At 64.1% G+C, this 12011-nt stretch carries 12 protein-coding genes; 4 read left to right on the top strand and 8 right to left on the bottom strand.

The window, feature by feature from the left end:
- Positions 1-17: 17 nt before the first annotated feature.
- Positions 18-356 carry a P-II family nitrogen regulator gene (gene glnK / locus ACLF6L_RS14305; protein ID WP_008931418.1) on the bottom strand — a complete coding sequence of 113 codons (339 nt, stop codon included), beginning with the start codon at positions 354-356 and terminating at the stop codon, positions 18-20.
- A 71-nt stretch (positions 357-427) separates the two neighbouring features.
- Entirely contained in the window at positions 428-1135 is a 708-nt protein-coding gene (locus ACLF6L_RS14310) for a TorF family putative porin (protein ID WP_412851928.1), read from the bottom strand.
- Positions 1136-1398: 263 nt separating this feature from the next.
- On the opposite strand from ACLF6L_RS14310, the gene ACLF6L_RS14315 reads away from it, so the two are divergent.
- Complete coding sequence (locus ACLF6L_RS14315; RefSeq protein ID WP_008931420.1) at positions 1399-1683, top strand: accessory factor UbiK family protein; 285 nt, start codon at positions 1399-1401, stop codon at positions 1681-1683.
- A gap of 60 nt (positions 1684-1743) precedes the next feature.
- Here the strand turns inward: ACLF6L_RS14315 and ACLF6L_RS14320 are convergent, their stop codons facing one another.
- The 4 genes from ACLF6L_RS14320 to ACLF6L_RS14335 all read right to left on the bottom strand — a co-directional run bounded on the left by ACLF6L_RS14320 (position 1744) and on the right by ACLF6L_RS14335 (position 6067).
- Positions 1744-2346: a cytochrome b/b6 domain-containing protein gene (locus ACLF6L_RS14320; RefSeq protein WP_412851929.1), complete on the bottom strand. Its 603-nt coding sequence runs from the start codon at positions 2344-2346 to the stop codon at positions 1744-1746.
- Positions 2343-3956, bottom strand: a complete 1614-nt coding sequence (locus ACLF6L_RS14325; protein ID WP_412851930.1) for a tetrathionate reductase family octaheme c-type cytochrome — start codon at positions 3954-3956, stop codon at positions 2343-2345. The genes ACLF6L_RS14320 and ACLF6L_RS14325 overlap by 4 nt, the downstream gene beginning before the upstream one ends.
- Positions 3957-4069: 113 nt before the next feature.
- Positions 4070-5032 (bottom strand): glycosyltransferase family 2 protein, encoded by a 963-nt coding sequence (locus tag ACLF6L_RS14330; protein ID WP_238616526.1) that lies wholly within the window; start codon positions 5030-5032, stop codon positions 4070-4072.
- 117 nt (positions 5033-5149) lie between these two features.
- Positions 5150-6067: a lysylphosphatidylglycerol synthase transmembrane domain-containing protein gene (locus tag ACLF6L_RS14335; protein WP_412851931.1), complete on the bottom strand. Its 918-nt coding sequence runs from the start codon at positions 6065-6067 to the stop codon at positions 5150-5152.
- A 111-nt stretch (positions 6068-6178) separates the two neighbouring features.
- Between ACLF6L_RS14335 and ACLF6L_RS14340 the strand changes: the two genes are divergently transcribed.
- On the top strand, positions 6179-7759 hold the full coding sequence (locus ACLF6L_RS14340) for an ArnT family glycosyltransferase (RefSeq protein WP_412851932.1): 1581 nt from the start codon (positions 6179-6181) through the stop codon (positions 7757-7759).
- Between the two features lie 68 nt (positions 7760-7827).
- The gene (locus ACLF6L_RS14345; protein ID WP_412851933.1) at positions 7828-9348 is read left to right on the top strand and encodes a YifB family Mg chelatase-like AAA ATPase; all 1521 of its coding nucleotides are present in this window, start codon (positions 7828-7830) and stop codon (positions 9346-9348) included.
- A gap of 25 nt (positions 9349-9373) precedes the next feature.
- Here the strand turns inward: ACLF6L_RS14345 and typA are convergent, their stop codons facing one another.
- Positions 9374-11194, bottom strand: coding sequence for a translational GTPase TypA (typA, locus tag ACLF6L_RS14350; RefSeq protein ID WP_238616411.1), 1821 nt, complete (start codon positions 11192-11194; stop codon positions 9374-9376).
- A 173-nt stretch (positions 11195-11367) separates the two neighbouring features.
- Between typA and ACLF6L_RS14355 the strand changes: the two genes are divergently transcribed.
- On the top strand, positions 11368-11727 hold the full coding sequence (locus ACLF6L_RS14355) for a cupin domain-containing protein (protein ID WP_238616412.1): 360 nt from the start codon (positions 11368-11370) through the stop codon (positions 11725-11727).
- Here ACLF6L_RS14355 and ACLF6L_RS14360 read toward each other — a convergent pair whose 3' ends face one another.
- Entirely contained in the window at positions 11728-11973 is a 246-nt protein-coding gene (locus ACLF6L_RS14360) for a YcgL domain-containing protein (protein WP_412852795.1), read from the bottom strand.
- Positions 11974-12011: the final 38 nt, after the last annotated feature.

Raw genomic sequence — 12011 nt, forward strand, 5'->3', positions numbered from 1 at the left:
TTGATCGGCTTATGGTTTTACAGTGCGTCGGAACCGGTCTCTCCGGTACGGATGCGGATGGCCTGCTCCAGCGGGAAGACGAAGATCTTGCCGTCCCCGATCTTGCCCGTGTTGGCCGACTTGCTGATGGCCTCGATGACCTGATCCACCAGGGCATTGTCCACGGCCACTTCCAGCTTGACCTTGGGCAGGAAGTCCACCACGTACTCGGCCCCCCGATACAGTTCCGTATGACCCTTCTGACGCCCGAAGCCCTTGACCTCCGTGACGGTGATGCCCTGCACCCCGATCTCGGAAAGCGCCTCGCGCACGTCGTCCAGCTTGAACGGCTTGATGATGGCAGTGACTAGTTTCATGTCGGGTGCTCCCGGGAAACGGCCCGCGTCCGGCGGGCCGTGTCCTGATGTGATTGAGAGGTTCCTGGTTCTCAGAAGCTCATGACGAAGGAGACGTTGAAGCGCGGATCGTCGATATTGCTGTCGTCATCGATGTCGTTCTGGGTGTAGGCGAAGGTGAAGTCACCCATGGAGGTGGACTTGGTGAGGTAGAGGGACCACCAGGTGTAGTCTTTTTCGCCTTGATTGTTCTCGGCGTCCTTGTGGAAATCCACATAGCCCACGGCGGCACCCAGACTGATGGCGGGTACAACCTCAAACTCGTAGCCGATTTCGTAGGCCAGACTGCCTTCAAAGTCACTCTCATCGGCATTGGTCACATAGTTGATCATGCCGTACAGCCCCATGAAGTCCAGGGCGCCGTAGATCTCGCCCAGATCGGAGTCATCCAGGCTGGGATAGGCGTAGTAGATGTAGCCCACGTCGAACCCGACGCCGGAGGCACCGATTTCACCGGCAACACCGAAATAGGCGTCGATCTCGTAGCCGGAGTCGCCATCTCCGAAATCCACGTTGGAAGCCCAGGTTCCGATGTAGAAACCACCTTCATGTTCAAAATCCAGTCCACCCTGGACTGCCGCCTGATCGTCGGTCTGGGTCACGCCCCGGAACAGATAATTGCTGGTGAAGCCGATATTGGCGCTGATCTCGGCGGAAGCCGTGGACGTCACCAGCCCACCGGCCAGCAGGGCGGCGGTCACGGCGCTGGTGAGGGCGGCCTTCTTGAACGTGCTGTGCATGTGTCGATCTCCTGAGCAAGGGTTTTACTGTGGTTGAAAAACTGCTTCAACGGAGCAATAGCAGGGAGCATGCCAGTTTTTTTTGTGAGTCATTTCAAGAGATTGGCCACATACCTCAGAAAACAATCCCGGCAGGCGCGCCGTTTTGGGCAAATGCACCCCATGAGCGCACCAAAATGGGGCGCCCACCCACCACTCGCCCATCCCCTGCCGGGACGACTAGAATAGGGTTCAATACACAAAAGACCACGGAGGAAACGGCCATGATCGACAGCAAAAGCCTGGATGAGATGGCACGCAAGCTGAGCAGCATGATGCCCGAGTCGGTGCAGCACGTTCAGGCGGACATCGAGAAGAACCTAAAGGCGAGCCTGTCCGGTGCCCTGCAGCGGATGGATCTGGTGACCCGGGAGGAATTCGAGGTGCAGGCCGCCCTGCTGGAGCGCACCCGCGAGCGCCTCTCCGCCATGGAGGCCAGGGTCAAGGCCCTGGAGAAGGAATTCCTGGTCCCCCGCACCCGGGGGGACGACACCGTGGGCGAGGTGTAACGGCGGCGTTTTCCCCTCACCCCACCCCCTCTCCCCCAAGGGGAGAGGGGAACCCACCACTCATTTGTGGCCCTCCTGATACCCGGTCACCATGGACTTGAGATAGGCATACCAGGGATGACCGGTGGTGGAGGCCATGTAGATGTGGCCGATCAGGAACAGCATCAGGGCGAAGGTGGCCGCCACGTGGGCGTAGGCCACCCAGGCCAGGGGCAACAGATCGCCCATGAACGTCCCCTTCCAGGCGGCATAGGTCAGCAGCAGCAAACCGGATACCCACAACGCCGGTGCAATCGCCGCCTTGAAACCGAAATAGGCCAGTCGCTGCAGCGGATTATGCTTGCTGGACGGTGATGTCACGAAGGGCTTGGCTTCGCCGGAGAAGATCCCGTAGGCGTAGTACAGCATCACCGCCGGCAAGCCCCGGTGGGTGGGCACATACTGGCGCCACTCCCCCGTCACCACATGCCAGAAGATGGCAAAGGCCCACAGACCGATCAGGCTCAGGGCCATGACGATATGGACCTTGAGGGCCGTGTCATAGGCCATCAGGCCATGACTGCCGTGCAGTGCCAGCCCGGTGAACAACAGGCCGAAGATCAGGATCGTCTGCGCCCAGTGCCAGAAACGCTCGAACAGCGTGAAGATGCGTACCTTGTTCATGCAGCCCCCCTCATCCGGCGACGGTGGATCAGATAGCGTCCCAGGCCGTGAGCCACCACCGACAGCAGGGTCAGCCATACCGCGAGCCAGCCGAAGGGTTCCCAGGGATGCCGGTCACGGCCGGGGATATAGACCCCCGGCAGATCCGCCAGCCGACCGTCCACGCCGTGGCAGGATTCACAGCTCAGGGCATCCTCCCTGGGCGCCACCATGTGATTGACCGGCCAGTACATGCGGGTGTCCACAAATCCGTACTCGCCGCTGAACCCGGCCTCGGTCTGACCCGTCCGGCGGGCGGTGGCCATGCCCGATGCCAACGCCGCATCCCAGTCGTAACCCCGCCAGAAGGCGTTTTCGTCCCGTCCGAACAGGTGCGCCACCAACAGGGTGTTGTAGTGGGTATCGTAGGGTTGACGCCCCGCCATGATCTTGAAAGGCCAGATCCGGGCGCCGGGCTGCCCCGGTTCCCCCAGGGGCCGGTTCACGGGCACCGGCGCGGAGGGATCAATGGGATCCCCCAACAGGGTGTAGTGCATGTTGCCATCGAACCAGCGGTACTCAGGCACCAGATTTTCCTCCCACTGGAAGGCGCCCTTCATGCCGTCATAGACCACCAGACCGTCTTCCATTTCCACCACGGGGCGCCCCTGTTCGTCCCGGCGCCCGGCCACGGACCAATCCCAGAGGGTCTTGGTGGGCAGCCCGCCCCGGGCAATGGCCGGTACATGGCAGGTCTGACAGGCAATGAATTCGGCATGTTGGTTGAGCTTGTTGTGGATGCCGGTGTCATGGGGCGCGGCGCCGTGGCAGGATTGACAGGCCGGTCGGTCGCTCTCCCGCCCCGGCACCGCAACACCCGCCTCGGGGGCGGCCTTGAGCTGGTAGCGGCTGCCCTGCTGGATATGGCCGCTAAATTCATGGCAGGTGGCACAGGAAAAATTCAGGCCATCGGGATCCATGTGCACATCCACATGGCGGGGTGGCGCCAGCAGGGAGCTGTCCAGATCGCCGTGCTTGACCGCGTCGCCCCCGCCCCCTTCAAAGTGGCAGGTGCCACAGGTTTCCCGGCTGGATCGACCCACATGGCGGGCCACATGGGCCAGATCCGGGGCCTTGAACAGTCGACCCCGGAACGGGGTATCCTCGTAGGGGGGATGACCGGCCCCGGTGGGAAATTTCACATAGGTGCCCGTGGTGTCGTGACAGACCAGGCAGTCCACCCGATCCTCGGCGGTGAAATCGAAATGCTCGTCCTCCCAACCGTAGCCCACGTGGCAACTGCTGCAGCGCTCATAACTGCCGGCAATGCCCTGGCACAGATTGTTCAGGGCAAACCGCTTGCCCAGGGTCTGGCCGGTTTCCGGCTGCTCGAAGCGCCAGGTCCAGTGGATGCTGCGGTGAACCTGCAGCGCGGCTTCCGTGTGGCATTCCAGACAGGCCCGGGTGACTTCCGGGCCACTATGGAACGGACCGGCCAGTTGCTCGAACTTGCGATGATCCGCCGTGGAGGACAAGGATGTCTCCGCGGGCAGGGCGGGGATCTCGTCGGCCGGTATCTGCAAGGGGAGCAGTACCAGCGAAAGGATGAGAAGACCTGAGCGTATCGACACGTGTCACTCCGGGACGTGAATGGCAAACCGGAGACCATTAGCAGGCACTAATAATCTAAAGTGAGTGTGACACAACCTCCACGCCTGCGTCCTTGATAATCATCAGGACGCCCTCAGCCGGGCCGGCACCAGTCATCGCCGGCGGCATCCTCGCGGTTGCGTTCACGCACCACATAGGAGCGGATCCGCCCCGACTCGAAATAGGTCCGCGCCATCAGTTCGCTCAGCACCCCGGTGGTGAGCAGCTGCACCGAGACCAGCACGCACATCACCCCCACGAACAACAGCGGCCGGGTGCCGATATCCGCTTGCAACAGCACCTTGATCAGCAGCAGATAGCCCAGAATGGCCGAGCCCAGGGCGCCAAAGAACAGGCCGATGGAACCGAAGAAGTGTCCCGGGCGCGCCTTGTAGCGCATGAAGAAGTACACCGACAAAAGGTCCAGGATCACCCGGAAGGTGCGGGAGATCCCGTACTTGGAGTCGCCGTGGGCACGAGGGTGGTGGGTCACCACGTGCTCGCGGATGCGCCGCGGCGAGGTCTGGGTGGCGAACCAGGCCGGGATGAAGCGATGCATCTCGCCGTAGAGACGGACCCCCTTGAGAACCTGGGCCCGGAACACCTTGAGGCTGCAACCGTAGTCGTGCAGGTTCACCTTGGTGGTCCAGCGGATCAGCTTGTTGGCGATGCGGGACGGTACCTTGCGTTTCCACAGATCGTCATGGCGGTCCTTGCGCCAGCCCGCCACCATGTCCAGATCCTCGTCCAGCAGTCGGCGCACCATGACGGGGATATCCGCCGGATCGTTCTGCAGGTCGCCATCCAGGGTGGCGATGACGCTGCCGCGGGCATGGTCGATCCCCGCCTGCATGGCCGCGGTCTGGCCGAAATTGCGCTGTAACGTGAGTACCCGCACATGGCGTCCATACTGTTCCCGGGCCGCCAGCATGCGGTCCGGCGTGGCGTCGGCACTGCCGTCATCCACCAGCACCACCTCCCAGGGCATGGACAGGTCACCCAGGGCCTCATGGATACGGGCCACCAGGGGGGCCACGTTATCCTCCTCGTTGTACATGGGAATGACCAGGGACAGGCTCAGGGCCTCCTCGGTGCGGTAGACGGCGTAGCCCTGATCATCGGTGACGGCCTGCGCCGTCGCGGCATCGCCTTCGGGTTTGACGGACATGATGGTCTATTTCTCTTTGTTGGCCGCCGGCAGCCAGGGCAACAACAGCCCGCCGGCAAGCGTGGATCCAAGCAGGAAAAGATGCAGGTTGACGGCGCCCACCAGGGCCTGTTCCGCCGATACGCCGAAAGGCAGCAGGGCCGCCATCACACCGGCTTCATAGGTACCGGCCCCTCCGACCCCGTGTACCGGCAGGACACTGGTCAGATCACCGGCGATGACCGCCAGCCACAGGGCGGCGGCGGGGGCCTCCAGGAACAGGGCCAGCACCCAGACAAAGACGGCCAGTTTGACGCTCCAGTTCAGCGCCGTCCAGGCCCAGGCACGCCAGAAGTCCCGGGGAGAGGACGGCAAGGCCTCCAGGGCCCGCAGGACCCAGTCCCCCCATCGCCCCCGGACACGCGGCGCCAGCCAGTGCCGCAGCAGGGGCGAGACGCGGCGCACCAGCGGCAGGCCCGACAACCACAGGACCGTGGCCGCCAGGGCCGCCGGCCATCCCACCAGCCAGGTGCCGACCGCCGCCAGGCCGAAGGCGGCGAGCACATGCAGGTCCATGAGGCGAAACCAGAGCAGCACCGGCACGGAATGCACCGCCGGTACCTGGAAGTAGCGTGCCATCAACACCGGAAAGCTCAACTCGCCGGTACGCATGGGCAGCAGATTGTTGAGCAGATTGTGAATCAGCGTCAGGCGCAGACAGGCCGGGAAACGGCCCCGCATCGCCGACCGGTAAAAGTCATAAACCCGCCAGGCACGCAGGGCATAGGTGAGCAGGGTGAGCAGACCGGCCACCAGCAAGGCCATCGGCGACAGATCCCGCCAGGGCGCCAGGATGCCCCCCCAACCGTAGAAGACTTCCACCAACCCGACAAAGACCAGGAAGATGGCGATGGAAACGAGGGTTCTGGCGCGAGGCCTCAACATCCGGAAATATCCCAACACACCCGCCACCCGTCGACAAAGCAAAACCCTGCCGCCGACACCACGACCGGGTTACACTGCGCACATTCCATCCAAGCCCCGCAAGCCGACATCGTGCCACGCATCCATACCTATTACCCGACGGACCTGCAGGAACTGTCACCCCGCATCCTCTGGGCCTTCCTGACGGCGGCCCTGTTCACGGCCTTCTTCTACAACCTGCACGGCGTGCCGCTATTCGACCTGGACGAAGGGGCGTTCAGTGAAGCGACCCGGGACATGCTGGCCCGGGGTGACTTCATCGCCACTTACCTCTATGGCGAGCCGCGGTATGATAAGCCTATCCTGATTTACTGGCTACAGGCCCTGAGCGTGAGCGCCTTCGGGCTCAACGAACTGGCCCTGCGACTGCCCTCGGCCCTCGCCGCCACCGGCTGGATGCTGCTGATATTCGCCTTCGTGCGGCGGGTCTGTGACCGTCATACCGCCCTGGCGGCCGCCATCATCGGCGCCACGTCCCTGGGGGTGATCATCATCGGCAAGGCGGCCATCGCCGATGCCGCCCTGCATCTGTTCATCGTCGGCGCCATGTTCGCCATCTACCTGCATTTCAAGGAAGGCGGGGTTCGCTGGGTCTATCTGGCATTCCTGTGCATGGGCCTGGGCTTTCTGACCAAGGGACCGGTGGCGGTGGTGATCCCGCTGGCGGTCAGCCTGATCTTCTATGGTCTCAAGGGCGAGTGGCGGTCCTGGCTGCGGGCGGCCTTCAATCCCCTGGGGATCATGCTGTTCCTGCTCATCGTGCTGCCCTGGTATCTGGCCATCACCTGGCGGGAAGGGCCGGGGTTCCTGATGGGCTTTTTCCTGGAGCACAACCTGGGCCGTTTCCAGGCCCCCATGCATGGCCATGCCGGTCCCTTCTACTTTTATTTGCCGGTGCTGCTGGTGGCCCTGCTGCCCTATACCACGGTGCTGATCCGGACCCTGTGGGAAGTGAGGGAGAGCTTCCGCGAGGACCTGCACGGGTATCTGCTGACCTGGTTCCTGTTCGTGCTGGTGCTGTTCTCGGCGGCCGGCACCAAGCTGCCCCATTACATCTTCTACGGCATCACCCCCCTGTTCATCCTGATGGCCCTGCACCTGGACCGGGTCCGCAGCCGGTTCTGGCTGTTCCTGCCCCCGGCCCTGCTGTTTGCCGGGCTGCTGGCCCTGCCCCATCTGGTGGACCTGATCAAGCCCCATCTGGACGACCCCTTCATTCTCGCCCTGCTGACGGACCACCATGTGCATTTCGGCCCCCTCTGGCATGCCTTCTTCGTCATCGCCCTGGCGGCCTGCCTGTTCTTCATGCTGGATCGACGCATCCAGCGCGGCTATCGCCTGTTCCTGATCGGCCTGACCCTGAACGTGGGCGTGGCCGGGCTCCTGCTGCCGGCGGTGGCCGGTGTACAGCAGTCCCCCATCCGCGATGCCGGCCTGGCGGCCAGGGATCTGCCGGAAACGGTGGTGATGTGGCGCCTGAACAACCCCAGTTTCAGCATCTATGCCAACCGGGGCGTGGAGCGGCGCATGCCGGAGCCGGGAGAAGTGGCGGTCACCAAGGAGGACTCCCTGGACAGGCTGGCGCACCTCCCCCATGAAGTGCTGCACGCGCGCAACGGGGTGATCCTGGTGCGGATACTCGAAGCCCCATAGGGAGTTCGCTCGGGTACCGGCTTTGGGTTATAGTCCGGGCATCAGGGACGAGCCCCATGGAAGGAGCCATGCAACTTGCCGTCATCCGCAGCCGTGCCCAACTGGGCATCCAGGCCCCGCCGGTTCACATCGAAGTCCATCTGGCCAACGGGCTGCCCAGCTTTGCGATGGTGGGCCTGCCGGAAGTGGCCGTGAAGGAAAGCCGCGACCGGGTCCGGGCCGCCATCCAGACCAGCGGCTTCGAATTTCCGGCCCGCCGCATCACCGTCAACTTGGCACCGGCGGACCTGCCCAAGGAGGGCGGTCGCTTCGACCTGGGAATCGCCCTGGGCATCCTGGCGGCCTCCGGACAGGTCCCTCTCAAGGCCTGCAATGGCCTGGAATTCCTGGGAGAACTGGGCCTGACCGGTGAGCTGCGCCCGGTGCGCGGCGTACTGCCCGCGGCCATGGCGGCGGCGCGGGCGCAGCGAACCCTGATGCTGTCCCGGGGCGATGCGGACGAGGCGGTGCTGGTGGACGGTGTGGTCGTGATACCGGCGGACCATCTGCTGGAAGTCTGTGCCCACCTGCGCGACGAAGCGCCCCTCTCCCCCCATGCACGGATCCCCTCGACCACGGATGACCCGTCCACGCAACCGGATCTGACGGACGTGCGCGGCCAGCCCCAGGCCCGACGCGCCCTGGAAGCCGCCGCCGCCGGCGGCCATCACCTGCTGATGATCGGACCACCCGGCACCGGCAAGACCATGCTGGCCAGCCGCTTGCCGGGACTGCTACCGCCCATGAGCGAAACCGAAGCCCTGGAAACCGCGGCCCTGCATGCCATCAGTCACCACGGCATCGACCCCGCCCGATGGCGGACCCGTCCCTTCCGTACCCCCCATCACACCTGTTCGGGGATTGCGCTGGTGGGTGGTGGTTCACGCCCCAAACCCGGAGAGATTTCCCTGGCCCATAACGGAATTCTGTTCCTGGACGAACTGGCGGAGTTCGATCGCAAGGCCCTGGACGTGCTGCGTGAACCCCTGGAGACCGGCCGCATCTCCATCTCCCGCGCCGCCCGGCAGGCGGAGTTTCCGGCCCGTTTCCAGCTGGTGGCGGCGATGAATCCCTGCCCCCAGGGCTATGACTGCGACCTGGGACCCCACTGCCGCTGCACGCCGGAACAGCGTCGGCGGCACCGGGGGCGCATCTCGGCCCCGCTGCTGGACCGGATCGACCTGTCCATCGAGGTGCCCCGGCTGCCGCGGGATGTGCTGATGGATCCGGGACCGCCCCCGGAATCCACCGAGCAGGTCAGGTCGAGGGTGGCCGCCTGCCGGGACCGGCAACTGGCACGGCAGGGGAAACTGAACGCGGCCCTGTCCGGGCGGGAAGCGGAAGGAATCTGTACGCTGGCCCCGGCCCACCAACAGTTGCTGGAAACGGCCATGGACCGTTTCAGGCTCTCGGCTCGGGCCTATCACCGCATCCTGAGGGTCGCCCGCACCCTAGCGGACATGGATGGCGCGCCCCGGATCGAGGCGCACCACCTGATGGAAGCCCTGAGCTACCGGGCCATGGACCGCTGGCGGGCCAGTGAGGCCTGAGCATTCACGGCCGGGACTGGACGGATCAGCCGCCGCTGGCGCGGGAGGCGCGCTTGCGCTCGTGCTCCAGCAACAGCTTCTTGCGCACCCGGATCGCCTTGGGGGTGACTTCCACCAGTTCATCGTCCTCGATGAATTCCAGGGCCTGCTCCAGGGACAGGCGCAGGGGCGGCGTCAGGATGATGTTCTCGTCGGAACCGGCGGCGCGGATGTTGGTGAGCTGCTTGGCCTTGAGGGGGTTCACCACCAGGTCGTTGTCCCGGGTGTGGATGCCGATGACCATGCCCTCATAGACCTCTTCACCGGGGCCGATGAACATGCGGCCACGCTCCTGCAGGTTGAACAGGGCAAAGCCCAGGGCCTTGCCGTTGCCGTTGGCGATCAGTACCCCGTTGTTGCGGGGGGCCACCGCGCCGGCGCGGAACTCGCCGTAACTGTCGAACACATGATGCAGGATGCCGGTGCCGGAGGTGGCGGTCAGGAATTCGGTCTGGAAACCGATCAGGCCGCGGGAAGGCACCCGGTAGTCCAGACGCACCCGGCCCTTGCCGTCGGGGATCATGTCCAGCAGTTCGCCGCGGCGGCTGCCCAGCTTTTCCATAATGCCCCCCTGGTGCTGCTCCTCCACGTCCACCGTCACCATCTCATAGGGCTCTTCCTTGATTCCGTCGCGGGTGCGCACGATGACTTCCGGGCGGGACACGCCCAGCTCGTAGCCCTCGCGGCGCATGTTCTCGATCAGGATGGACAGGTGCAGCTCTCCCCGGCCGGACACCCGGAACTTGTCCGGATCGTCGGTCTCTTCCACCCGCAGGGCCACATTGTGCTTGAGCTCCTCCATCAGACGCTCGCGCAGGTTGCGGGAGGTGACGTACTTGCCGTCACGTCCGGCGAAGGGCGAGGTGTTGACCTGGAAGGTCATGCTCACGGTAGGCTCGTCCACCGTCAGGGCCTTGAGGGGCTCCACCGCAGCCGGGTCGCAAATGGTATCGGAGATATAGAGTTCATCCATGCCGGTGAAGGCGATGATGTCACCGGCACGGGCCTCGGGCACTTCCATCCGGTCCAGCCCCCGGAAGCCCAGGATCTGGAGCACGCGCCCGTTACGCACGTTGCTTTCCCGGTCCATGACCTTGACGGCGGTATTGGTCCTGATCTTGCCGCGGGTGATACGGCCGATCCCGATCAAACCCTGATAGGTGTTGTAATCCAGGGAGGACACCTGCATCTGGAACGGGCCTTCCGGGTCCACGCTGGGGGACGGCACCTTGTCGATGATGGTCTGGAACAGAGGATCCATGTTGCCTTCGGTCACACCCGGCTCCAGGCCGGCGAAACCCTTGAGAGCGGAGCAATACACCACGGGGAAGTCGAGTTGTTCCTCGCTGGCGCCCAGGCGGTCGAAGAGGTCGAAGATCTGATCCACCACCCAGTCGGGACGGGCGCCGGGGCGGTCGATCTTGTTCACCACCACGATGGGGCGAAAGCCCATGGCGAAGGCCTTGGCGGTGACGAAGCGGGTCTGGGGCATGGGGCCGTCGACCGCATCCACCAGCAACAGCACGGAATCCACCATGGACAGCACCCGCTCCACCTCGCCGCCGAAATCGGCGTGGCCGGGGGTATCCACCACATTGATCCGGTAGCCGTTCCACTCCAGGGCGGTGTTCTTCGCCAGGATGGTGATGCCCCGCTCCTTTTCCAGCGCGTTGGAGTCCATCATCCGCTCCACCACCTGAGCCCGGGCGTCCAGGGTCCCCGAATGCTGCAGCAGCTTGTCCACGAGGGTGGTCTTGCCATGGTCCACGTGGGCGATGATGGCGATGTTGCGAAGCTTGTCGGTCATGGGGAAAACGGCCTGCCGCCGGGGGATTGTTGGGCAAAGGGGGCGAGGATTATACAGCCCGCGGGGTTGCGCGGATATGGCAAGGCCATGGATTATCCGCACGAAAACGGGTATTCCGCGGGGAAATTGGGCATCATGAGGCCCTGCAACCCCTGTGCACAGGAGGCCTTCCCATGAAGACCCGTTATCAGGACATTGCCCCCTATCAGACGCTGGACGGATCGGAAATCCGGGAACTCATGCATCCCCGCCTGAATGGGGAGGGCGCGCTGAGCCTGGCGGAAGCCTTGGTACAGCCCGGCGCCGACACCCGCCTGCACCGCCACATGCAGACCGAGGAGCATTATCACTTCACCCAGGGCGAGGGGATGATGTATCTGGGAGATCAGGCCTTCCCGGTCAATGCGGGAGATACGGTCAGGATACCGCCCGGGGTCGCCCACAAGGTCCGGAATACCGGTGATGTGCCCCTGCGCATCCTGTGTGCCTGCGCGCCCCCCTATCGCCATGAGGACACGCAGGTTCTGGACTGATCAGGCCGGTGTCTCGTTCTCCGCCGGCATCTGCAGATGAAATCCCCGGCTTCTGAGGTTTTCCATTACCTGGACGGCATCCTCCCGGGCCAGCCTGCGTTCGGGGGTCAGTTCGAACTCCAGGGCAAACACCGGCGCGCCGAACACCCTCATCAGGGCCTCCGGCAGGGATGAAAAATCATCCTTGGCGGGCAGGTAGAGATAGGTATCCTGCTTGCGGCTACTGCGATAGACGTAGCATGGCATGCCGTGGGTGTCGTGACTCAAACCATGTTCTCCTTCGC

The organism is Ectothiorhodospira shaposhnikovii (assembly GCF_047222355.1).
In the GTDB taxonomy this organism is placed as follows: domain Bacteria; phylum Pseudomonadota; class Gammaproteobacteria; order Ectothiorhodospirales; family Ectothiorhodospiraceae; genus Ectothiorhodospira.